35 protein-coding genes are annotated in these 21,769 nt (G+C 55.7%); 17 read left to right on the forward strand and 18 right to left on the reverse strand.

The window, feature by feature from the left end; translation table 11 throughout:
- Positions 1-10: 10 nt before the first annotated feature.
- The 14 genes from ACSSVC_RS23435 to ACSSVC_RS23500 form a co-directional block, all read right to left on the reverse strand.
- The gene (locus ACSSVC_RS23435) at positions 11-634 is read right to left on the reverse strand and encodes a putative metallopeptidase (protein WP_492611471.1); all 624 of its coding nucleotides are present in this window, start codon (positions 632-634) and stop codon (positions 11-13) included.
- Positions 635-962: 328 nt separating this feature from the next.
- The gene (locus ACSSVC_RS23440; RefSeq protein ID WP_492611472.1) at positions 963-1,313 is read right to left on the reverse strand and encodes a hypothetical protein; all 351 of its coding nucleotides are present in this window, start codon (positions 1,311-1,313) and stop codon (positions 963-965) included.
- A 105-nt stretch (positions 1,314-1,418) separates the two neighbouring features.
- Complete coding sequence (locus ACSSVC_RS23445) at positions 1,419-1,742, reverse strand: phage holin, lambda family (RefSeq protein WP_443693250.1); 324 nt, start codon at positions 1,740-1,742, stop codon at positions 1,419-1,421.
- A gap of 387 nt (positions 1,743-2,129) precedes the next feature.
- Positions 2,130-2,462 carry a hypothetical protein gene (locus ACSSVC_RS23450; RefSeq protein ID WP_305949609.1) on the reverse strand — a complete coding sequence of 111 codons (333 nt, stop codon included), beginning with the start codon at positions 2,460-2,462 and terminating at the stop codon, positions 2,130-2,132.
- 105 nt (positions 2,463-2,567) lie between these two features.
- A complete protein-coding gene (locus tag ACSSVC_RS23455; RefSeq protein ID WP_241109389.1) occupies positions 2,568-2,909 on the reverse strand; it encodes a hypothetical protein in 342 nt (113 codons plus the stop codon).
- A 347-nt stretch (positions 2,910-3,256) separates the two neighbouring features.
- On the reverse strand, positions 3,257-3,943 hold the full coding sequence (locus ACSSVC_RS23460) for a hypothetical protein (protein WP_492611473.1): 687 nt from the start codon (positions 3,941-3,943) through the stop codon (positions 3,257-3,259).
- A 58-nt stretch (positions 3,944-4,001) separates the two neighbouring features.
- On the reverse strand, positions 4,002-4,547 hold the full coding sequence (locus tag ACSSVC_RS23465) for an HNH endonuclease signature motif containing protein (protein WP_492611474.1): 546 nt from the start codon (positions 4,545-4,547) through the stop codon (positions 4,002-4,004).
- 20 nt (positions 4,548-4,567) lie between these two features.
- Positions 4,568-5,197, reverse strand: a complete 630-nt coding sequence (locus tag ACSSVC_RS23470) for a recombination protein NinG (protein WP_492611475.1) — start codon at positions 5,195-5,197, stop codon at positions 4,568-4,570.
- Positions 5,194-5,709: a hypothetical protein gene (locus ACSSVC_RS23475; protein WP_492611476.1), complete on the reverse strand. Its 516-nt coding sequence runs from the start codon at positions 5,707-5,709 to the stop codon at positions 5,194-5,196. The genes ACSSVC_RS23470 and ACSSVC_RS23475 overlap by 4 nt, the downstream gene beginning before the upstream one ends.
- On the reverse strand, positions 5,706-6,488 hold the full coding sequence (locus tag ACSSVC_RS23480) for a hypothetical protein (protein WP_492611477.1): 783 nt from the start codon (positions 6,486-6,488) through the stop codon (positions 5,706-5,708). The genes ACSSVC_RS23475 and ACSSVC_RS23480 overlap by 4 nt, the downstream gene beginning before the upstream one ends.
- Positions 6,478-7,401 (reverse strand): phage replication protein, encoded by a 924-nt coding sequence (locus tag ACSSVC_RS23485; RefSeq protein ID WP_492611478.1) that lies wholly within the window; start codon positions 7,399-7,401, stop codon positions 6,478-6,480. The genes ACSSVC_RS23480 and ACSSVC_RS23485 overlap by 11 nt, the downstream gene beginning before the upstream one ends.
- 37 nt (positions 7,402-7,438) lie before the next feature.
- Positions 7,439-8,233, reverse strand: a complete 795-nt coding sequence (locus tag ACSSVC_RS23490; RefSeq protein WP_492611479.1) for a Rha family transcriptional regulator — start codon at positions 8,231-8,233, stop codon at positions 7,439-7,441.
- A 65-nt stretch (positions 8,234-8,298) separates the two neighbouring features.
- Complete coding sequence (locus ACSSVC_RS23495) at positions 8,299-8,916, reverse strand: DUF8585 domain-containing protein (protein WP_404938976.1); 618 nt, start codon at positions 8,914-8,916, stop codon at positions 8,299-8,301.
- Between the two features lie 54 nt (positions 8,917-8,970).
- Positions 8,971-9,231: a transcriptional regulator gene (locus ACSSVC_RS23500; RefSeq protein WP_324608107.1), complete on the reverse strand. Its 261-nt coding sequence runs from the start codon at positions 9,229-9,231 to the stop codon at positions 8,971-8,973.
- Positions 9,232-9,288: 57 nt separating this feature from the next.
- Between ACSSVC_RS23500 and ACSSVC_RS23505 the strand changes: the two genes are divergently transcribed.
- The 7 genes from ACSSVC_RS23505 to ACSSVC_RS23535 all read left to right on the forward strand — a co-directional run bounded on the left by ACSSVC_RS23505 (position 9,289) and on the right by ACSSVC_RS23535 (position 15,653).
- On the forward strand, positions 9,289-10,050 hold the full coding sequence (locus ACSSVC_RS23505) for a LexA family transcriptional regulator (RefSeq protein WP_404938974.1): 762 nt from the start codon (positions 9,289-9,291) through the stop codon (positions 10,048-10,050).
- A 25-nt stretch (positions 10,051-10,075) separates the two neighbouring features.
- Positions 10,076-10,279 carry a hypothetical protein gene (locus ACSSVC_RS23510; RefSeq protein ID WP_276494844.1) on the forward strand — a complete coding sequence of 68 codons (204 nt, stop codon included), beginning with the start codon at positions 10,076-10,078 and terminating at the stop codon, positions 10,277-10,279.
- Between the two features lie 253 nt (positions 10,280-10,532).
- The gene (locus ACSSVC_RS23515) at positions 10,533-12,452 is read left to right on the forward strand and encodes a DEAD/DEAH box helicase (protein WP_276494843.1); all 1,920 of its coding nucleotides are present in this window, start codon (positions 10,533-10,535) and stop codon (positions 12,450-12,452) included.
- A complete protein-coding gene (locus tag ACSSVC_RS23520) occupies positions 12,449-12,877 on the forward strand; it encodes a hypothetical protein (RefSeq protein ID WP_404938968.1) in 429 nt (142 codons plus the stop codon). Before ACSSVC_RS23515 ends, ACSSVC_RS23520 begins: the two co-directional genes overlap by 4 nt.
- A 161-nt stretch (positions 12,878-13,038) precedes the next feature.
- A complete protein-coding gene (locus ACSSVC_RS23525) occupies positions 13,039-13,611 on the forward strand; it encodes a hypothetical protein (protein WP_404938966.1) in 573 nt (190 codons plus the stop codon).
- Positions 13,612-14,586: 975 nt separating this feature from the next.
- Positions 14,587-14,805: a hypothetical protein gene (locus ACSSVC_RS23530; RefSeq protein ID WP_492611480.1), complete on the forward strand. Its 219-nt coding sequence runs from the start codon at positions 14,587-14,589 to the stop codon at positions 14,803-14,805.
- A 65-nt stretch (positions 14,806-14,870) separates the two neighbouring features.
- On the forward strand, positions 14,871-15,653 hold the full coding sequence (locus ACSSVC_RS23535) for a hypothetical protein (protein WP_174824032.1): 783 nt from the start codon (positions 14,871-14,873) through the stop codon (positions 15,651-15,653).
- Positions 15,654-15,821: 168 nt separating this feature from the next.
- Here the strand turns inward: ACSSVC_RS23535 and ACSSVC_RS23540 are convergent, their stop codons facing one another.
- Positions 15,822-16,157: a hypothetical protein gene (locus ACSSVC_RS23540; RefSeq protein ID WP_161466376.1), complete on the reverse strand. Its 336-nt coding sequence runs from the start codon at positions 16,155-16,157 to the stop codon at positions 15,822-15,824.
- 178 nt (positions 16,158-16,335) lie between these two features.
- On the opposite strand from ACSSVC_RS23540, the gene ACSSVC_RS23545 reads away from it, so the two are divergent.
- The 10 genes from ACSSVC_RS23545 to ACSSVC_RS23590 all read left to right on the forward strand — a co-directional run bounded on the left by ACSSVC_RS23545 (position 16,336) and on the right by ACSSVC_RS23590 (position 20,194).
- Positions 16,336-16,533: a hypothetical protein gene (locus ACSSVC_RS23545; protein WP_492611481.1), complete on the forward strand. Its 198-nt coding sequence runs from the start codon at positions 16,336-16,338 to the stop codon at positions 16,531-16,533.
- A 15-nt stretch (positions 16,534-16,548) separates the two neighbouring features.
- A complete protein-coding gene (locus ACSSVC_RS23550) occupies positions 16,549-16,842 on the forward strand; it encodes a hypothetical protein (RefSeq protein WP_492611482.1) in 294 nt (97 codons plus the stop codon).
- Positions 16,843-16,863: 21 nt separating this feature from the next.
- Complete coding sequence (locus ACSSVC_RS23555) at positions 16,864-17,268, forward strand: hypothetical protein (RefSeq protein WP_492611483.1); 405 nt, start codon at positions 16,864-16,866, stop codon at positions 17,266-17,268.
- Positions 17,265-17,456 carry a hypothetical protein gene (locus ACSSVC_RS23560; RefSeq protein WP_041118603.1) on the forward strand — a complete coding sequence of 64 codons (192 nt, stop codon included), beginning with the start codon at positions 17,265-17,267 and terminating at the stop codon, positions 17,454-17,456. Before ACSSVC_RS23555 ends, ACSSVC_RS23560 begins: the two co-directional genes overlap by 4 nt.
- Entirely contained in the window at positions 17,453-17,653 is a 201-nt protein-coding gene (locus ACSSVC_RS23565) for a hypothetical protein (RefSeq protein WP_492611484.1), read from the forward strand. The genes ACSSVC_RS23560 and ACSSVC_RS23565 overlap by 4 nt, the downstream gene beginning before the upstream one ends.
- Entirely contained in the window at positions 17,650-17,823 is a 174-nt protein-coding gene (locus tag ACSSVC_RS23570) for a hypothetical protein (protein WP_011062073.1), read from the forward strand. The genes ACSSVC_RS23565 and ACSSVC_RS23570 overlap by 4 nt, the downstream gene beginning before the upstream one ends.
- A gap of 139 nt (positions 17,824-17,962) precedes the next feature.
- Positions 17,963-18,712, forward strand: a complete 750-nt coding sequence (locus ACSSVC_RS23575) for a hypothetical protein (RefSeq protein ID WP_492611485.1) — start codon at positions 17,963-17,965, stop codon at positions 18,710-18,712.
- On the forward strand, positions 18,709-19,272 hold the full coding sequence (locus tag ACSSVC_RS23580; protein WP_492611486.1) for a siphovirus Gp157 family protein: 564 nt from the start codon (positions 18,709-18,711) through the stop codon (positions 19,270-19,272). Before ACSSVC_RS23575 ends, ACSSVC_RS23580 begins: the two co-directional genes overlap by 4 nt.
- Positions 19,273-19,279: 7 nt before the next feature.
- Positions 19,280-19,798 (forward strand): hypothetical protein, encoded by a 519-nt coding sequence (locus ACSSVC_RS23585; protein WP_492611487.1) that lies wholly within the window; start codon positions 19,280-19,282, stop codon positions 19,796-19,798.
- Positions 19,799-19,879: 81 nt separating this feature from the next.
- Entirely contained in the window at positions 19,880-20,194 is a 315-nt protein-coding gene (locus ACSSVC_RS23590; protein WP_492611488.1) for a hypothetical protein, read from the forward strand.
- A 77-nt stretch (positions 20,195-20,271) separates the two neighbouring features.
- Here ACSSVC_RS23590 and ACSSVC_RS23595 read toward each other — a convergent pair whose 3' ends face one another.
- The 3 genes from ACSSVC_RS23595 to ACSSVC_RS23605 all read right to left on the reverse strand — a co-directional run bounded on the left by ACSSVC_RS23595 (position 20,272) and on the right by ACSSVC_RS23605 (position 21,653).
- Positions 20,272-20,541, reverse strand: coding sequence for a hypothetical protein (locus tag ACSSVC_RS23595; RefSeq protein WP_306408811.1), 270 nt, complete (start codon positions 20,539-20,541; stop codon positions 20,272-20,274).
- A gap of 81 nt (positions 20,542-20,622) precedes the next feature.
- Positions 20,623-20,961, reverse strand: a complete 339-nt coding sequence (locus tag ACSSVC_RS23600; RefSeq protein WP_492611489.1) for a hypothetical protein — start codon at positions 20,959-20,961, stop codon at positions 20,623-20,625.
- A gap of 98 nt (positions 20,962-21,059) precedes the next feature.
- Positions 21,060-21,653 carry an AbiU2 domain-containing protein gene (locus tag ACSSVC_RS23605; protein ID WP_492611490.1) on the reverse strand — a complete coding sequence of 198 codons (594 nt, stop codon included), beginning with the start codon at positions 21,651-21,653 and terminating at the stop codon, positions 21,060-21,062.
- Positions 21,654-21,769: the final 116 nt, after the last annotated feature.

A 21,769-nucleotide genomic window follows, 5' to 3' on the forward strand; every position in this document is an offset into this window, starting at 1 on the left:
CTGTCCAAAATCAGGCCGACTTGAGCAGACAGGTTCCGCAGGCCCTCGATATGTTCAATTTCCCCACCTCAGCAGGATTGTTTGCAGCGTCTACCAGCGCCTGAACGTCAGGGCTCGCACCATAGCGGCGGACCACACCGACGAACTCCTCGACGTCATGGCCACGTAGCTTCAGCTTGGGTGCGCCTTCCTGGGTGAAAGCTGGCTGACCGTACTTATCGGTCGCCTGAGCAATGTGGTAGAGCTCGTGTTCGATCAGAGCGCAGAACTCAGCGTCGCTGCACTGAGCGCAGTAGTCAGCCGCCAGGGTGATGATGAAGGCCGGGACATCGCCAAACCAATCACGCATCTGTTGCTCCATCCGCGCCTTCTGCCAACCTCCAGCGCGGAACGCCACTTGCTCAGCCTGACCCAGGACTATGCGGCCCTGCTTCTCGAAGCTCGACGATGCCCACATGATCTGGATGTCTGCATCCAGTAGGTGGGCATGGTCTTCGTTATGGATGCTGCCCGCGTCAGCAAGGATCTCGGCCTGGAGCCATTCCCAGACTTCAGGGGCTGGAGTCAGCCGGATACCGAAGTCGGATAGATCAGACAGCTCAAGCAGCGACGAGGGAGGGTATGGCCTATCCACGGGTCACCTCGAACTTGAAATAGTTACGCGCTACAGGTATTGGTTAAAATCAACCAATCACTTGGAGAGCAGCATGTCAGAGGTAGGAAAGCACGGAGTGCTGGCTGGAACGGCAAGCACTGGGCGTCGTACTCATGCAGTGGCTGCTGCACTCGAAATAATTGCGGCCCGCGCAAGCAGTTCCACACCAGTTGATCTGGCCGCAGAGTTCAATAATCTCAAGCAATACGCAGACCGGATTCAGGAAGCCCTGAAAGTTTGATCAAACCGTGCCGCACTCAGCTGCGGCACACCCACTCTTCCAGCGCACTTATTTCCTGATGCAAGCTCAGATCTCAAATTGGCGTCGATACGCCTCAACATGCTCAGGAAAGACTTCAGCATAGTCAGGGTACTCGATGCCCAGAACGACTATCTCTATTCCATCAGCCCCACAATCGGCCGAGTAGTCAGCGATGGACGCGCCAGAGGCGCGAATCTCCTCTCCTCCAACAATACGCACCGTAAAGTTGAAGTGCCTCTGATCACGCTGAGTAGAGGCTAGCACTTGGTCTTGGATGCGGGAGTAGCCGGGGCCTGGAACAAATACACCAAAAGCGACCCCCATGGGCGGGTCGCCGAGCTCCAGATCGGACCAACCGATATGCTGCCCATTGCTGGAAACCTCGAATCGCGACATGAGTGCTACCTAGAGAACGTGGCTGAATGTCTCAAAGGGTAACTCAATCGCCAGCATTACCAATTGCCGCGCCACGATTTGGCGCATTCGAAAACGTGTCGCGGATCAGCCCTCAGCCTTACGACTCATGAACCGATCGGAGTAGTCCCGCAGCTTCTCTACTCCAACAAAGCCGACCATGCAGCCAGCGAAGGTGGCCAGGTTGGCCGGGAGCGTGAAGTACTCAAGCAACGGGATAAGGCTGGAACCGATCAGGCCGCAGATGACAGCTTCCAGTACCATCTTGCGTCTGCTGCCACCGCCATAGATAACTCGGAATACGGCAACAATGGCAGCCGTACCGCCTGCATAGATCTGTGGCTGATGGGCCGCAAACCATGCCAGCGCTGCCGCCCATAGATCGGGGTTCTTTTCTGGCATTTTGGCCATCTCTGTTCCTCCCTTTCGGGGAGCGCAAACGAAAAAACCCCGGCGGATGCCGAGGCCTGAATAGGTGCGCGCGTCTTTCCGCGCTGTCTGCCAAGGACCTTCCCGACGTCGACGCCCCATTGCATCGATCTCGCCAGACCCAGTCTCGCGCCACCCCGACAGCAATGGTGAGGTAAGGGTGCGCGGGCTGCCGGTGTTTTTCCGTTGCACTGCACTTGCCGGCTTATCAGTGTCCAGGCTTTCCGTGAGGTTGCCCTGGCTGCAGGAAATCCGAAAGACATCCGGGAAAGCGTCCACTTGGTAGCGGCTTTCCTCAGAGGCACAAAAAAGCCCGGTACAGGTCCGGGCTTTTCTATTTCATCCAGGCTTATGGAGCAGGAGGCACCGTTAAGCCAGCAAGTCCCAGGTCAATGCGATTGCGCCACCCGGAGTAGACGAGTACGTCCACAGCGCTTTGCCCGCAGGGATGCGAATCGGGTACGGCATAACAACCTCCGAGTTGCTATTCGTGATACGAGAACCGTTGGCGGAGAAAATGATTGCTGAATCGGCAAGGGAAGAACCGGTCGGCCCTACGTATAGATCAACGGTACCGTTCGAGGGGGCGATCAGACCAGTCTGGATGATCAGACCACCAGTGTTTTGTGCTGCCGATACAATCTCCACAATCCCGTTCGGGTGCAGTGTAGTGAAGTGCTTACCCATAGTTACTGCGTTCATTTTGCCACCTTTGAATGGAATGATTAGTTGCGGGAAATTCCGCTTTCATGTCGCTCAAAGGCGATGGGTTGAAGCTCTTGGCTTTCAGTGACTGCCTAATGGAAACTAGTCCACGTTTTGGGCGCTGGGCGCGGGCAACACATCATAAGTAATAAAGACCAGAAGTTGGCCATTATTCTCATAAGCCCAGAGGCCGTTACCAGGAGGTAGATAGACTGGATTTGGGAGTGTCTCTGAACTTGACCACGCCATCAACAGCACCGGGACACCAGGACCACTCCAATAAGAAGGCTCAGCTGTACCGGTCGAAATAAACGAGAGGCTACTGCCTACGATCTGAGTAGTACGCAGAATGATTCCATTAACGTTCGCAGACGGTGCAATAAGCTGTTGTTTCCGTGTGACGTTGGCAGAAATGAACTTCTGGCCAAGTGTTACTGGTTCCATGATTTTCACCTTTGAGTCGAGTAAGTGATTGCGGAGATTTCCGCACTCATGTCGCTCAAAGGCGATTGCTCGAGGCTCAAGGCCTTCACACGAGTCGAGAAAGTAAACACCAGCAACGCGGTGGGTTTCGCTTCTGATACACCCGAGGAGTGAAATTACTATCTCAGCAAAATACTGTACATGCAAACAGTATTTTTCATACTACAGCCCGCCCCTACAAAAATCATTCTGCTGAAATCGGAGTAATAAAAAACCCGGCGCTTGGCCGGGTTCAGGGTTCGTGTGCGTTTCGCGTTACTTGTGCACTATGGGAAAAGTACGCTCAAAACCCCACCATGTCAATATCTTTATGCCGCCTTTTCATCATTTTCCGAGTGAATCACCTGCCAGATCGGCTGTTGAGCCTGAATATCCACTTCCTTGATCACTGCTTTTAGTGATTCCCATAAGGCGAGCCAGTCACGACTCCAATGCTTAGGCTCGATAGTGACACCGAAGAACTCCTTCATCTCAGAGGCGACCCGGGCCGGCCCCCACTCTGCCGCGCCGTGCGCCTCTCCCTTGTAGGACTGCAGGGCCAGGGTTACCAGGTATTGAGCCTTCACTCGCTTGGCCGATGTCAGGTCTGGCAACTGGGCCTTGGCGGTAATCAGCAGCACCGCGTTCAGTAGGTGTCGCATATTCATCGCTGGGTGGTACAGGTAGTGCCCGAACTGCTGCACCTGGAACGGCAGCGTATCGATGGCGCGCAGTACCTTTCCGATTGTGGCCAGGTGCGCAGCGCGGGCTGTGGACCGACCAATCGGCGTGCGGCGCGTCTCGCTGATGCTGATGCGCTGCCCAGGTACAGCAAAGCGCGCCGCCTCCTCCCCTTTCTCGCTGCCCAGCGCCGGGAACTGCACCTCGCGCTTGCCGATACGGCCGCCAGTCTTCACCGATGCCGACTCGGCCCGCTCAATTGCCGCAGCGCTGATCGACGCGTTCGATTCGTGCTGAGCCTCTGTCCATACCTGCCTTGCGTTGATCAGCTTCATGCTGCGATCCCCTTCTTCAGTTCTTTGGTCTTTTCGCGGTAGTCGGCCTTGATGGCTTTCATGATCGCCCTCTCCCGTTGTGAGTTTTCTTGGGAGCGAACAAGGCGTCGTAATCGGACATGCCCTGCCTTTTCCGCCTCATGATGGTTGCGCCAGTGACCTTGACGCGCGGGTCCATTCCCCATTGAGTGGCCGTGTTCCGCTTGCCCTCAAACTCGATCAGACCGACATCACTGCGGTTGGCATGACTCTCTGGGGTAAAGCCGCGCTTCACGTTGCAGCCACGACAGAGAATCCTCAGATTGGAGCGCTCGTTGTTCTTACGGTCGTCGTCGATGTGATCGACGTGACAGGTAAGCCAGCTCTCATGCTTTCCGCACAACTCACAATCTCTGCCGCCCGGCCCAACCTCCGCCCACATGACGTGGCGATGCTCGAAGACATATCCGCCTTTGTCGGCTAGCGGATGACCCGGCTCGAATACGCGGACATACCCATTCGGCGTGATGACCCGCCGCTGCCGACTTGTGGGAAGCTTGTCGGTTGTACCGTTCCGCATCACCCGGAAGTAGTGCATCTGGCAAAGCTGGGCGGTCTTGTACATAGCGGCACGACCGCAATTCACTACGCTGCATTGCATTGGATTCGCGCCTCAAGCCTTTTGATTTTTTTGGTGAAGACGGACTTCAGCCTCTTCAGGTAGTCGACCTCATGGCGGACCTGGTCCTGGTTGCACTCCAACCACTCCACCTTTTCCGAGCCGATCTTCTCGACCAGTCGCGGCCGGTAAACCATGATGTTTCCGCTCAGGTGGGCGTTACATTGGGAGCAGGACTTGTTCATGTTCCAAAGGTTGAACCGGAGGTGCTTAGCAGCGCCGACGCTGCGGAAATGCGAACAGTGCCATTGACCGCCCCATGAGGCCGGCTTGTCGCAGCTGATACACCCCAAGTGCGCATCACGCAGGCGCACATAGCGATTGATTACCGCCTGAGCCTCCCTTGCATGATCCGCGCGACTCTTCAGCTTCTCCTTACGGACCTTGATCTCCCGGCGCTCGACATCAGCCATGGCTTTCCGGGCGCTTGCCTGCCCCATCTCTGACTGGCCATGAGCGATGGCGCACTCGATCTCCCCGCACACAGCCTGGGAGGCGCGTACGGGCGTGAACATAACCCGGCAAGATGGACAGCGCTTGCGACGCTTGCCGACGGACGTGAGCGGGGTTTTGCGCTGTAGTGGGGTGCGCTTCACGCGGCCTCCTTGAATGCTTCGAACTCAGCCATTTCGGTCAAGCGCTCTTCCGTGAGCGACGGCCAGTCATTCAACACCAGGTACGCACAGCACTGGCGCCAGAAGTCTTGGAACACCTCCTCTCCCATTGAGTCGTAGGAAAGGCTGCGCGGCGTCTTACGGGTGAGCTGACCCAGGCCGGGGATGTCGAACCGCTCCTCGTCGCAGTACACGCCCGACTCCAGTTGCAGAGCCTTGATCGCGTCGTGGGACTGCTTGCCAGAGAAGCGGTCGATGTTCTGGCTCAGTACCCGGCCCAAGCCGTGGACCAAACCGTTAAACCGTGGGTTGCGTGGCTGTTTGAGGTCGGCGCGGATCTTCGTGTTGATCCGAAACTCACGCTCTCGAAGGATCGACCGATCGGCATCGGAGGACGGCACGAACGCGGCAACTTCCTTGCCAGTGGCAGGGTCTACCAGGCGGCGCAGAACCAGGTACACGGGCATTGGGCGGGGCTTGGCTGGCTTGGTCATTGCGCCGCCCTCTTCGCTTCCAGTTCCTGCGCCTGCTTGATCAGCAGGGCCCGGCGATCAGCCAACTCATTGTCTGCTGCAATTCGTATCTCGTCCTTCTGCTCTGCGCTGGCTTTGCGCATTTCCAACATCGAGCTTTTCACGAGCTCCAATTTCTGGCGAAGCGCAGGCTCCGGCCGGGTGACTGTGCCGGTAAGCAAACCCGCGATAGCCCGACCATCCTCGGTGATCGGCTCGACACTCAGGTCCGCCAGGTACTTCTGGGCGTGTTCGCGCGGGATGCGTTTCAGCTCCATCGCTTTGGTCACAGCCTGGATGCGACGGTTGGCGTCGAAGCCTACGGATACGTGCCAGCTGACTGGTTTCGCATCCTCTCGGGCCTGACTCACGAACCGCTGGTAGGCGTCGATGAACGCCATGCGTGCGCCGATTTTGTCGCCGCCATCCAAGATGGGCTTCGCCGCAACCAGGGCCAGATGGATCTCGTCGGTCAGCACCACGGTTTCGAACTCGTCGCTCGTGGTCATGGCAATGGCCCAAGCCTCATCCTTTCCCGGGCGCCCATCAGCCGACTGGGCATGCTTCAGGATCGATGCAACCGTGAGTCGGCCACCTTCGATTCGGCAGTTACGAAGCGCTGCGGTAAGCACAGGCTCGGTGTATTCGCGCAGGTCCTCAACCATCAGCAATGCTGCGGCCTGGGTGAGCTGCTGCCCCATCACCTCGGCAGTGGCAAACAGGGACAGGAGCAATTGTTCTTGCTGTGCGTCATTCAGCATGGGTCGCAACCCTCTTAGCTCGAAGCGCTTCAAGGGCCTGCTCGGCAGCGCTGAAGTTGGTTTGGGTCTGCTCGATCTGCCGAGCCGCAGTCCCGTTCATCTGGCGATTGGTGACCCATTGGGTGTGGTACGCCTCGGCCTTGGCCAGCAGGTCGCCGATGCTGTGCATATTCGAAACCACCCGAGCATCGTTGATGGTCAGGAAATACGCGGCGACGTGGTGTGCAACGTCAATGCCAAGGCGGTCGATGACCTGGCCCAACTGTCCGGCGACCTTGGCGTTCCACACCGGCCATGCGCCGTGGCGCTTGCGGTAAGCCATGGCGTAGTTGGCCCAGGCCTTGAAGGTTTTGCAGGTTTGGTCTTTCGGGCCCGGCATGTCAGCGGGAATTTCGACTCGGGGCACTTCGATGCGATCAAGCACCACCAACCCACCGGATGCAGCCGGCTCGCCAGAGCTGGGCGGCAAAGTATCTGCCGTAATCTCTGGGGTAATCTCTGCTGTAGTCTCTGTAATAGCCTGCGGCTTTCTAGCACGCTTGCTTGCGGGCTTGCTGCATCCTTGTTTGCAGGATTCCTGCAAACTGGATTGCGGGTTTTCCGCAGACAAGTTTGCGCGAATGGCTTCGATGTTGACCCGGTAAAACAGACGGCACGGGACGCCCTTTTTCATCTCCTGCAGCGCCCCGACCTTGACCAACTTCTTGCGCGCACTCTCCTGCTCCGAACGCGTCATGCCCGTCTCGGCCTCCCACTCCTCCATGGTCTTGTAGAACCAGCCGTCCTGGTCATCGGTACGATTTGACCAATAGATGGCTTGGGACAGCATCAGGGCCCCTGTAATGCCCACACCCAGAGTCACGAACGCGCGCTGGAATGCGATAGGACGATCGAGCAGTTCTTGGAAGGTCATGGCATCACCTTCGGCCCGAATTGATGGCTACCAGGCTTCAAGCAGCACCTCGAATAGCCTTGTCGTGAGTGAACAGGCCGTCCCAGGTCTTTTTCATAGGCAGCTCGCCGGCCAGGTACAGGCCGTACAGGCGCACCGCGCCCTTCTTGAGCAAGACTGGCGTGAAGGAAATGAAGGCTTCTTTGCCGTGGGGAGTGACTTCGTGCTGATGCTCGGTCATGTACTTGTCGCGGGCGTAGGACGCCACACGAAGGCGCAGGCCGGACTTGTTCTCGTTGTAGAGCCAGCTCCGGCCCTCCAGGTACTTGCCAACCTGCATGACGTTGACCCCATTGAGGCCCTTGCAGAACTGGGTGTGGGTCATGCCTTCCTTGAACAGGTTCTCCAGGGAATGGATCTTGGTGGCCTGGGCTTCAACCTGGATGGTCAACTGAAGCCGGGCCTGCTCGGCCTCAAAGGCAAGCTGGATCAGATCCATGCGGGAAAGCTCGCGTGGCTGGGCAATGGCTGCCTCCAGCTCACGCCAGCGGCGAACTACGGCCAGGCGCATCTTGGCGCTGTAGCCGGTCAGCAGCGTGTCGGTCATCTCTCGGTCGAGGTTGAAGCACGGCAGGAAGCGCCCGGTGCTGTCCTTGTACTGGGCTGAAAAATCAGCCGAGTCGATTTCGAGCTCAGCGAGCATCGAACGGATATCAGCCAGCACGTTCTTGTGCAGCTTTCCGGTCAGTTCGGCGATCTCGACAGACGACATAGTCCGCGCCACGTTTTGCGAGCTCTGAAAACGTGGCGCGATATTGGTAGGGGTATTGCTGGAATTGGGTTGGCTCTGCATAATCGGCCTCATCAAGTGGTAATGAATCAGCCGGGGCGCAATCCCGGCTTTTTTGTGCCCGGGATTCAGGCAAGTTTCAGATTCGGTCGGTGTTTTGCGATCAGCGCTTCAGCCTTTCGGCCAAGCTCCCCTGCTCGAGCTTCAACTTGGCGGCACTGTTCAGCGAACGCCGGCAGATGCGGCAAGTCCTCTTCGCACATCACCTGGTCGTCAAAGACCTCGCTGCCGGTATCGATCACATCGCCCAGGGCGCGGATCAGCGCACCAAAGCTTTTATTGGCACATTGATAGCTCTGCATCTGGCGGGCGCCGGTCAAGCCATGACGGCCAGCCAATTCGTTGATGCAGTTGTCGCGAAACTCCGGCTCCAGAGCGTTCACCCATGACTCTTCCAGCCACGACGGCATTTCCTGATCGCCGGAGAGCCAGCGCTGAACGCGCTTCAGCCAGCGGCCTGTTGCCTTAACGAACTCCCCCACATCGTTCATGCGCGCCAGCTCATTAAAGTCCGGGACCTTTGCCTGAATTATCTTGGCGGCGGGAACACGCAGGCAGATTTCACGACTCAGCGCTTGGGCGAAAGCGTCCTGACTCAGGCTGGTACGGGCGATCTGGTTTGCGGCATGCGCCACCAACACCTGGTCACGGGTTTGCACGTTGTGTCTTGAACTGGACGTATTCATGGAGACTGCACTCTTCTAATCTGGACTTACTGAGGAGGTGGACGGGGCAATCGCTCAAGCGACCATCTCGCCCCAGGGAAACGAAGGGCAAAGCTGCCCCCTCTTAACTTCGCCACCTGTAAGCGCCTCAATTTGAAGCGCCCTTGCTGCCGGAACGGGCCGATCTCCCGAACACCACTGGCTAACAGTCGGGGTTCGAACATCAAGACGGCTGGCCAGCGCTGTTTGGCTGCCCAAAATCCCGGCTGCCTTCCGAACCGCTTCTGCTGGTGTCATGGGTTTTCTCCGGTTTGTCATGCGCCAAATATAAGGCATTAGCTAATCACTAACAAGCCATTGCCTACTCGGCAGCGGACTAGGCTTAATTAGGCAATGCTTACAGGAATAGAATTAGGCGCAGCCATCGAGCGAGCTCGGGTCGCCAAAGGCGTTACAAAGAAAAAGCTCGCCGAAGATTTCGGCGTGGCGGGCCCCTCTGTCCAAGGCTGGGTGAAGACGGGGCGAATCGACAAATCTAAGCTGATGGAGCTGATTGAGTATTTCTCGGATGTCGTTACCCCTGCGCACTGGGGGTTGAGCGAACGCATGGGGGATATTCTGAGCGTCGCTGAAGCTCCAGCTGTCTACGACTCGTCACCAAAGGCTAGCGTCAAGCTCTCCAGCATCGAGACCTGGGATGACACAACCCCGCTCCCTGACGACGAGGTCTACGTCCCCTTCCTGCGCGAAGTTGAGCTGGCAGCCGGCTCTGGCCGGTTTGTGATCGAAGAAAGCGATACCGCCAAGCTGCGCTTCTTCAAGAGTGATCTGCGCCGCAACAATGTGCAGTTCAACAATGCCAAGTGCGTGATCGTCCGCGGCAACAGCATGTTTCCAGTACTGCGTGATGGCGCCACGGTAGGCGTGAACACCGGCAAGAACTCGCTTGGCGATATCGTCGATGGCGACCTCTACGCGATCAATCACAACGGCCAGCTGCGCGTGAAGCAGGTCTATCGCCTGCCCACTGGTTTGCGTCTGCGAAGCTTCAATCGTGACGAGCATCCGGATGAGGATTACACCTTCGCCGAAGCCCAGGAACAACAGATTTCAATTCTGGGTCATGTGTTCTGGTGGGGGATGTTTGCTCGCTGATTCTCCAGCTCCACGGAAGTGTTGAATGCCAAAGAAACAACCATCGCACAGCAAAGCAGCAACTGCTGCTGATATCGAGCGATCCATCCAGGCCCTCAACAGAATGGCTGAGCGGCTTTGGGGTGATGGACGAGAGACTGAGGCGAAAGCCCTCCTCGATGCGTTGGACGCACTAAACCGGGCACTGGATCGTGTCAGAATTGGAGAGAGCCGTAGGGTTCTCCATTGAAACGTACACGTCCCAGCCGAACACTGGGTGTATTAACAACGAGGCAGATGACTGATGGGGCTGCTCGATTTTCTATCCGACCTTCTCGGTGGTCTTGCTGGTCTCCAGCCTTACGAAAAGCCTCGCAGGGTATTCACGCGAGGCTTTGTTGCATTCTGCGTGATGGTGGCTGTTCTTGAGCTGATAGTGCTGAACCACCTCTATGGTGCACAGCGATGAGCGAAGGTAGATGGGGTCGTGCGTATAGAGCAGCGTGAGCTACCACGAATCTAACGAAAACATAGTGCGTAATTATCATCATAAAGGGACTTATATGAATTACTACCAACACACAGTCGCAAACATCGAAGGTAATAGCAAACTTCGCTCACCCCAGATAGAAGCTTACTTACAAATAAAAAAATACTTTTCAGACAATCCTAACGGCGAAGCATTAGTAGTGCTACCAACTGGTACAGGCAAAAGCGGCCTAATTTCAATAGCACCCTATGGTGTTGCGAATGGTAGAGTATTGATAATTACGCCTGGACTAGTAACAAAAAACAGCATAAGAAAAACCCAGGAAGCCTTGGAGGATAATTTCTGGGTAAATTGCAATGTCCTACTAGACCCAGATGACCTTCCGGCGATCACAGAGTATGACTCAAGCACGCTCATAGCCAACCTTGATACATGCAACATGGTGTACACCAACATCCACCAAGTCTATAGTACAAGAGGCAACAGCCTTGTGGATCGAGTGCCCAAAAATTATTTCGATTTAATTATAGTTGATGAGGCTCATCATGCACCGGCAGAAAGCTGGACTAAAACTTTAAGCTATTTTAGCGCAGCCAAAAAACTATTCTTAACGGGGACTCCTTTTCGGGGTGACAATCAAGAGCTTCCAGGCGAGCTAATTCACGAAACGCAGCTATCTGAAGTAATGCGTGACAGATACGTAAAATGGCTTCGTAAGGAAACCGTCAATGCACACAACTTATCTTTCACGTTAGCCGCGTATCCTGGGCGCAGCTTCTCCAAAGAAGAGGTGCTTCAATTAAAAGACAGAGAGTGGCTTGAAAAAAGTGTCGCATTGTCAGAAGCATGCTCTAAAGACGTCATTCAACACAGCTACTCCAAGCTCAGAGAGCTTAAAAGTGAATCTCCCTCTGTACCTCATAAAATCCTTGCTGTGGGATGCAGCATTCGTCACGCCAACGATCTTCACTCGTGGTATGAAGAGCTCGGTACCACAGTAGTTACAATTCACAGCGAGATGAGCGAGGAAGACCAAGAGCAAGCGTTCCGGAAAATTGAAAACCATGAATGCGAGGTTGTTGTTTCGGTGAACATGCTCATGGAGGGGTATGACCATCGCTACCTCACTGTCCTTGCGCTTTTTCGCCCTTATCGAAGCCTGAATGCGTTTGCTCAAATCGTCGGCCGGGTGCTGCGAGCGATACCAGAAGACGAAATTAAAGCATTTGAGATAGATAACAACGCACTGATAGTCTTTCATCAGGAAACGGGGCTTGATGTAATGTGGCAAGCATTCCAAACAGAAGTCGACCGAGCCAAGCATCAGCGCACTAGAGAGTATGAATTCAGCGAATACGAATACACTGAACGAGATAACGCTCTAGCAGGTATAAGTACAGAAGACGTTTTTGCAGGACAAACGGATTCCTACCTGGACGACATAGACTTTAATGAGCTATTCGAAAAAAAGCGATTAGAGATCTCGCAGTCAGCAGACAAGCAACTTGAAACACTACAAACCTCAGGTCCGGCTCTAGACCTATCCACTATTGAAAAATTACGTAGTGTTTTAATAGATGCCGAACTAAAGAAGGCATCCTCAGAAATAAATCCGAACCTCATTGCAAAGCGTCCCGAGCTAGCTCGCAAAGACCTTAGAGCCCTCCTGGTTAAAAAATCTCAAGACGCTGCCGCAAGCCTGATTAGCGACAAAGGCCTTGAGGATAAGGGAATAGAGCTTTTCCCTAGGTTTGCCAGACATCTAAAGTACATGAAGAAAGACACTCCGAACGATGGCGTGCTTGTAATGTACATCAATGCCAAGATACACTCACGCTATGGTGCGCGCGATCAGATGGACAACAGGCAGCTATTAAATGCCGTAGATATGATGCCGCACATTGTTAATGAGCTTCGAGGCATGTTGAAATGAACAAACTACTGAAGGATGCCTTAGATGAGCTTAGCGCACTGCATCTTTTTAATGGAGTGCAGCCTTCAGACCTAGCCGATGCTATGTATGAAAGTCCATATTTAGAATTCAAGACCATTAAAACCGCTGAACACTTAACTGTTGAACTTAGCTTTATCGATGAGTGTGAAGAGTCTGTAAACACCGTCAAGATGAAGTACATTTACAGTCTTGATAGAAAATTACAGCGTATTGACCAGAAGATAGGTTCAAAAAAATTCGCAATACAGTGGTGTCGAAAAACTGCGACTAACGATGCCATTGCCAAGGTAGAGCTAGCACTAAGTAAAATTAGAGTTACTGATAAAAGAATCAGCGCAATTATGTCCACGCTTCCAAGTAGCACAAGTTCTCTTATTCGTGCAAAATTGTCTCTAGTAGCCTAAGACAGCTCCTTGTACAAAGCCCGGCCCAGCGCCGGGTTTTTTGTATCCGCCCTTGCCGCCTCCCCTCAAACTCGATCCGCCGCCAGGCCAGCAAGCCCCCCGCCGATGGAGGCTGCGCACCATGGGTGGTAAAATTCCAGATCTATTTGAGGAGTAGTCCAATGAAAGGAATTGGGACGCTTGCCCTGGTGGTGGGTATTTGCTGGGCCGTATTCGCACTGAGCATGGACGTGTCTGTCGCTACTGGATCTGGCGGCAGAGTGAACAATCTTGGGCTTATGGCTGATCGCCAATTACATACCATTGTCGGCGGGATGATCGCCCTGGCAGGCCTGATTATCTTGATGCTCGGCGGTAAAGGCTCTGCTCCGTCGGCAGCCACAACAACTGATACCCGCCCCTGCCCCGCCTGCGCAGAAACCATCAAGAATGCCGCCATCAAGTGCAAGCACTGCGGGGCTGATGTTGAGCCAGTTGCAGCCCCAAGACTCAGAAATGGCTGGGTGGCCTCCATCCCATGCAAACCCGAAGATGTTGATCGGTTTCACGAGGCTGTCCGGTCCCTGGGCCTGCCGTTGGTCAACATGGTTGAGGGGCAATGGGGAGCCGGACCTTACGAATCAAAAAGCGAGGCTCGCGAGGCGCTGGCCAGGCTCCATGAAAGCTACAAGTTCTTTGGCGATATCGTCTACAGAGACTCGGTGAGCGGCAAGTACCCACCAATCATTGACTGATCCAATAGCTCCTCCAGGCCCGCCTTGCGCGGGCTTTTTCATGCCTAATCGAAAATAATTAGGCATTACCTATTTACATAAAATTAGCCTATGCCTAATATCACTCCCAAGCCAATGCAACACCGGCCCAGCAGCGAAAGCCGCGCCGCTCTTTAACAACCTGCGCCATTAACGATTACCCAGCGATTCGCTGGGAGGTCAGCCCCGGCCACACCTGTGGGGCGAGAGAAAGTCAGGTGAACAAAATCGCGCTGCGACTACTGGCGACCGGCGATCCGATAGCCCCGAAAGGCTACCAACGCGCAGAACTGCGACGGCGGACGAGGTGTTGACCGAACTGGCGAATGACCCGGTAGGAGGCGCGAAACAGATTCAAAAATTAGCGTCCCCGATAGCTTCGGCTGGGGACGCCGGACCTCATGCACCCTGCCCCACTCAGCAGGGCATTCAGAGCTGTAGCGTGCATGTTGTAAGGACCTGTGATCCGTGGCGAACAGATGCTGTTTGACGCCACGCGGAGGAAGCTCGAAGCCCACACCGACGAAGATCCGCCAGCCCTGCAATCAGCGGCGGGTAACTGGCCAACATCGCTGACGCAACAACCCCGGTCTGACGCCAGTAGCGGGCCCGGGGCACTTTGGAAAGCATCACTGAAGCCCGTTCATTGAGCGGGCTTTGGGATGACGGCCAGGAGATACAGAAATGCCAACGAAGCGCGGAAGCGAAATTCAAATAGGTGACGTGATCTTCCTGGGTCTTGGTGACCGAACTGGAAGGGTCATCGATTTCAAGGCCCACCCAAGGCTTGCAGAGATGCACCCGGGCTTGACGGCCAGAGTAGCGGTTACTGATCGAGGATCAATCACGATCATCGACCAGCAGCCAATCAGTATTCCCGCATAAAACTTCACTACGGACCTTTTCACTTCTGCCACCGGATCGGTGGCAGCGGGAAAACAACCGGAGGGATTCACGATGTTCAACATGGCAACCATAGCGGCTGACGAATGCCGCGAAGATACACAAGAGCGCCACTGGCACCGCTGGCAAGCCCAGGCGGCAAAGATCCTGGGCCGCGATCTGGTCTACGGATCGGACGACGACATGCTGCACGACCTTTACTGCGACGGCTGCACCCCGACCGAGGCTGTAACTGAGCTGCTGGCTCAGATGGAACTGGACCGCGCTGCCTGATTTCACTGGCTGGCCTTGGCGACAGGGCCAGACGGGAAATCAACCGATCAAGCACGGAGCACCAAATGAGCGAACAAACACTTCAGGCACTGCTGGCCGAGCGCGTCACTGCATACGCCGCGTCTGATCGGCCGCGTGAGCTGATCGACGAAGGCATCGAGAAGATGTTCAAGTCTGTCGTCGAGGATGCGTTCCGATCCTACGGCGACTTTTCTGGCCAGATCAAAGAGGCCGTAAAGGCCGCCCTTCCCGCGAACGTATCCGATATGTTCGAGCTTCAGCGGTACAACGCCCTAATTGCCAATGCCCTTCGCCAGCGCTGGGAAGATGCAGCCATGGGCTCGGCCATCCTGGAGCACGCCGACAAATCGATCTCCGAAGTTCTTTCGGCAGACGGCCTGCTGTCTGGTGAGGTTTCGCTGAGGGCTCTGCTCGACGAGTTCGTCGATGATCACAAAGAACAAGCTGCTGAAGATCATTGGGACCGGCCGGAAATCCGATTTGAAGAAAGCAGCGGCTACTCAAATGAATTCCTCTACATCGCATTCGACCCTGAGCCGGAAGACTCCCGAAGCAGCCGCCTTTATGGCTCCAACACGCGCAGCATCCATAGTCTGAAGCACTCGCTGCACATCCACATCAAGGGTGAGCGAGAAACGGGCGACCACTTCCGCAAGAAAGAGCAGTTCGGCGAAGTGATCAGCGCGAAGCTCGACGAGAAGAAGGTCGCCATCAACATGCGAATCCGCACGAAGTGGGAGCGCATGCTGGCGTCCCTGTACTTCGGCAACGCCACCCTGGTGATCGACTGCGACCCTGACGACTTTTCGTACGGTTTTGACGGCTGAACAACCAGCACCACGTCAGCCTGACGATAACTGCCCGGACACCTGCGTGCCGAAGCGCAGGCTGTATCGGGGCGGGTCTGAATACACAGGTTGATGCAACAACACGGGTTGGCGGGCTACTGCATCCCTTGGAAGAACTGCAGGGAAATTCAACTCGGAGTGATGATCTTATTTTGGGGCGTAAGGGCCGCACAGTTCCTTCTGAAGGACCTGAAAAGGTGGAGCGCTTAGGGTGTTTACCATCGCTGCCACTTCAGCTTTATAAGCAGGGTCTGATTGCACTTTTCTAACTTCAGGCTTTATTGATTCCATTGATGGTTCGTTGGCGAAGGCATTTTCGATGCTTGCGTTCATACCCGGGTTTGCTTTATCGCAAACTTGTTCCATTGCAATGGCAGTGAGAGCGGTTTGATGCAGCTCCTCATTCTCGTTTGCAATAGAGCTACCAGCGAAGCAAAGGCATGCCAAACATAGCGACAACCTGCAAATCCTTACTACCGACATTCAAAACTCCTTATTTATAGACGCTGAGGCCAGCAAGCCCCTAGTCAAAGCCCTATCAGCTTAACACCTGCCCCGCACCGCCTCTATTGCGTCAGCACTCCTCCCCCGCGCCCATCGGCAACCAGCGGGAGGCATGAGTGTTGACGAATACAGGTGAACCAAATCCACGGAGACATTCATGAGCGATCAACGAGCGCCATTTCCGCGGTCGGCGGACAACGCTGACCAGATGAACTTGCCCGAGGGCAAGACCTGCGGCGACTGCGTGCATTGCCGTCGCTGCACGCTGATGTTCGGCCATATCCCGGCTGATGAGTGGTGTGACTGGAGCCCTTCGCGCTTTCGTGAGGCTGTTCCGGCTTCCGCCCAACCCTAAACACTGGAGGCGACCATGCTCGACCAAATCGACAAGCTCATTGATGGCCTTGGCAAGGTCAGCCACCTCGCCTACCTGAAAAGGGAGCGCGCCCGGATTCAAACGGCAGCCCGGCCAAGGTGCGGCAACTGCCATTTCTGGATGAAGTCCCGCGAGTGCCCGGCTGAGAAGAACGTGAACGGCATGAGTCGCGGCCCATCCTGCGAAGGCATTGCCTGCCAGAAGTTTCAGGCATGCCCGCGCATGCAAGAGACGTTCGCCAAGCTCCTTTCAGACAACGAAGCCGAAATCACCACGATTACCGCTTAGCTCGCCAACCTGGAGGCAATCATGTCAGCGCTACGCAAGCCCATCCCGGAAGACGACTTTCTCAACACAGAGGCTGGCCAGGAATGGTTGGCTGAGTCGGTCGACGATCTGCTCTCTCGGCACCACATCGAAGCGCCGAACCCGGTTGGCCGAAGCAAGGTCCTGGTCAACTCCGACCACCTGCCAGAAGCGCTTGCGGATCACATGGCCGCAACCCCAGATCCTAATCGCTACATCGAGAAGATCCTGATTGAACTGATCAGGCGCCAAGACGGCGGGATTTTGCACACCTGGGCCATCGAAGCCGTCGGCGGTGATCCGCAGATCGTTCGGTCTCTCGCCAGCGACCTGGTCGCAGTGCACGCCAACGAATACCGAGACGCCAAGCGCGAAAGCGATCGCGTCGAGCAGGAGTGCGGTTTTTGAGCCCTCACATTCTCATCGACCAAGCCCTAGAAGGCGTTGCCGATCCCAACAGCCAGTCCGATATCGATGTCCTGGTGCAGGGCCTGATCACCCGCCTGTTCACTGACGGGGCAATCACCACTGACGAATTCACCCACTACTGCAAGCGCCTGATGGAAGCCTGTCACCGGCGCAAGGAGGCAGAATGACCACTTCCCCAGTCAAATCTCTGGTCGACGAGCAGCTGGAAGATATCACCGCCCATAACCTGCGTGATGCATACAGCCTGGCCGAGCGCCGGGGCTTCTTCGGGCCGCCAGTTGAGCAGTACGCGGAGCCAGGCTACCGCGGCCGGGTCCTGCAGGTTCTGCGCTATCGCGTGGCTCAGTTGGAGCAGCGGCAATGAGCGGCGCCGGCGCACACAAGCGTGGTCAGCAGCTGGCGATCCGCTGCGCGAAACTCCGACGCGAGGGCCTATCCCTTTCCGAGGTTGCCCAGGCCACCGGCATCAAGAAGGAGCAGGCCAACGCCAAGATCACCCTGGGCGAGCGGCTTCTCTCGCTGGTCGAGTCGTGATCGCCCTTCTCTACTGGCGTAGCTCCTTCCCTGCCCTCGCCCTCTGCACCGCCGCAATGCTGATCAGCGCTCTCGCCGATCATCTCACCCAATAACCCACATCTTTCAAAGCTGCGCACCTCCGCGGCGGGAGATAGTCATGCCTGTACCTAACCTCGCCCTATGGGAAGAGGTCGAAAAGACCGACCCCAAGTTCACCAAGGAGTACACCGGCCTCGGTGGCTTCACAGGTACCGCGGTGAATGCCCAGTACCTGGCCAAGCGCGCCACGGAACAGTTCGGCCCCTGCGGTACCGGCTGGGGTTATGACGTGATCGAGGAGCGCTTCGACATCGGCGGCCCGTTGCTGAACAAGGAAGGCGTTGTGCTGGCTCATGCCCAGGTGCACACCCTGAAGGTCGCTCTGTGGTACCTGGGTGGCGACGGTGAACGCAAGACGATCACGCACTACGGGCACACGCCCTTCATCACTCAAAACAAATTCGGCAGCATCAGCACCGACTTTGACGCGCCGAAAAAGTCCCTCACCGACGCGATCGGCAAATGCCTAAGCCAGCTTGGCTTCTCCGCCGACGTTCGCCTGGGCCTGTACGACGACATTCACTACGTCAACGAGCGCCTGGGTGAAGCCGAGATCGAGCGAGCCGAGGACAAGATCGAAGCGAAGGAGCGCCTCGCCGCTGAGTACCGCGAATGGCTAGCCAAAACCCTCCACCTGATCGGTACCGCGCAGTCGCTCAACGAGCTGGAGCAGCTCTACAAGTCGGCCATGCGCAAGCTGGAGCTGCGCAAGGAAAGCCCAGAGCGCGAAGCCCAAAAACTCAAATTCACCCGCGCCAAGGAAGCCCGCAAAGCGGACCTTGAAGACTCTATGGAAGGTGCAGCATGACCGAACTCTACGCACTGACTGGCCAGATGGCCGAACTCGCTGCCCTCGCAGATACCGACGACGAAGGGCTGCGCCAGGCCATCCAAGACACCATGGACGGCATCAAGGGCGAGTTCGAAGTGAAGGCCGACAGCATCGTCATGCTGCGCCGGAACATCGAGGGCGACATCGATGCCATCGACAAGGAAGTCGACCGCCTCAACGAGCTCAAGCGCATCAAGAAGAACACCGTCGGCCAGATCAGCGACTACCTGCGTCGCAACATGGAAGCCGCAGACATCAAGTCGATCAAGCGACCGCTGTTCACTATCACCCTCGCCCTTTCGCCAGAGAAGGTGATCGTCGATGACGAAAAGGCCGTGCCTGACGAGTTCGTGTCGCTAAAGAGTGTGATCACCCCGGACAAGAAAACCATCGCCGTCCGGCTCAAGGAAATCCGCGATCACAACGAGGCTGTGCGCAAGCGAATGGCCGCCGGCGATGACGCGGAAGCCGAACTTCTGGAAGAACCAAGCTGGGCCCACCTGGAGCGCGGCGAGAGCTCGATTCGCATCAAGTGAGGTAACCATGAGCAACAACTTCATCCTGGTCTGCTCCGAGCGCCAGGCAGAACTGGAGGCAGCTAAGGCTGCCTTCTTCATGTCCGGCAACAAGGTCCAGGTGCTGGAGTCTTTCAGGTTCCAGCCTCGCCGGCCACGCAAGGACCTGGGTGGCCAGCATGGCAAACGCGCCACCCGCCCGCAGCTCAAGCGAACCTACGAAGGCCAGTTCGCCCAACGCAAGGCCTACGTCGACACGATCCGAGAGCTCGCCAAGACCATGACCATCGACCAGGCCATGGCCGCCACTGGAAAGTCAGAATCGGCCATGCGCCGGGCTGCCCACGAAGGCGGATTCACGTTCAAGAGCAAGATCGTAGATAGGGAGCGGGATTTGAAGCTCATCGAGCGCCTGTCGGCCCTGCGGGACGCTGGAGTTTCACGAATCGCTGCGCGCAGGAAGGTCGGGATCTCTGACACCCTGCTGAACCGCCTGGTGCTCGACTACGACTTCAACTTCCCGAAGCGCTGGGAGAAGCGAGCTTGAGGCGCTTCAGCAACCGCCCGCAACAGCGCAAACGTCAAACCTGGTCGACGATACCGGCCAGCGGCATCGAAGAGGTAGGTCATGGCCAAGACTGGAAAAGAGCGATCGGCGAAAACCGCCGCGAAGCGGATCGAGTTCGACGAGAAGGAGTTGCGGCACAGGCTGCGACTGGGCACCCGCCAGAAGCTTGAAGAGTTGATGGCCTGGAACGATATCGAAGAGATCAGCGAGGCGATCCAGAACCTGATCCTCAACGCTCACGCCCTGGGCCCAACTCTTTCCTACCAGGCAATGGAAAGTCCGCGCCACAAAATAACGGTTAGTGAAAACGTGGCGCGGATGATCCAGGCCGTAGGCCAGCGCAAAGCATCTCGACTCGATGCTGAAGAGAGATAGTCCCATCTCGCCGCAAGAGCATGCTGATGATTCAGCAGGCCCCCGGTGATGAGATGCTAGCCCCTACTCTATAGCTGCTAGCGACGGTTTTGGTGCCAGGTGGCAATGAGTCCGCTTGCAAACTTACGACCTTCCTCTTCCGCTCCTTCGACGTCTTCCCAGTTCTTTGGAAGCGGCTGACTTGACTGGCTGAAATTGTCAGGCTTTGCGCTTTCGGCTACGTGAACCTTTACGCCAGATGGGACTACGCCGGGTTCTGCCCAAGAGAAAACCAAGGAAACCTGATAATCACCATCCTTGTAGAAAACGTTGCGAGGACGATCTTCACCCATTTTGATTTCTTCCATTTTTTACTCCATTCCAACCCCATGCCGATCACCCGTAATACCCCAACCCAAACCAAATTGCCACCACCGGTCACGGAGGAGCTATTCGACTCTAACCTTCATCGTAGGCTCTGCTTCCATCGTGGGCCGACGCAGCTCTGGATCGTTTGAATCAAGGCACCGGAACTGAAGTTCGGCATTGGCATAGCGGCCATATCCAGAATCCCGGGACGCCTCTTTGACAGGCATGAGCTGCTTGCCTTTACGTTCGCAGAAAGCGTTAGCCTCCTGATAGAGCTCCGCCTTTACGGCGCCTCCCCCAAAGGTGGTAAAGCTGCCATCCTTCGCGATCATGTAGGTGTCTTGGCCCATCGGGACGACGCCAGGGCCTGAGCAGCCGGCGATAACCAGGGCGGTCATTGGAACCAGCAAACACCGCATTGGCAGTGCTCCTTGCGCAATGTACAAAAATTCAGCAATCACTCTGCCATACCTCAAATATCACAACCACTGCCACATCCGGTCTCGAAGGGCGACACTTAGGATTTTATGCAAGCGCCTAATGCAACTCGACGCACAAGCTCTAACCCATCGTCACCCGAGCGTAGCTTCCATGGGATCACTTGCAATACAGCCTGGATACCACCTGGAAGGTCATGGCACAGAGAGATACAAAACTCGCGCGCCTCTACCAAAAGCCGATCGATATCGCCGTCCTTAATTGAATGAGAAACGGGGGATGCACCGAAAACAGCTGACAAATCGTTATGAGCGATTAATTTATTTCTGAATTTCTTTATATTTAATCTATTGAATTCATCATTTAAATTTTGAAACTGCCCCAAGGTCCTTGTGCTTAGTAGCCCGTGGTATTTATCCTCCACGAATGCAAGAGACAAATTAGGATCACTTCCGAAGCTCTTCGCATCGAAAACAGCAGATACACGGGTCAAGATACTGATAAACATTGACCGCTGAACTATCGAAAACACTGACGTCAAATTCCCATTTAAAACCGATAGTGAACCTGGTACACAATAGAGCTGCTCATAAAGATTAACCTCTCTTCTGATATCAACCAGATAGGAGTTGAGTCGAGAAAGCTCAGCAAGCGCTTTTTCCAAGTCGAACATAACCTCTCCTACCGGCCCCATGCCGGCCCGTCAAGAAATAGACCACAAACCAAACTCACGCCACCAAATCCGACCACTGAGGGCGGAGCATGCATGGAGATAGCCATGAACGCCTA

The sequence above is a fragment of the Pseudomonas sp. E1BtOHC1 genome, assembly GCF_058744285.1.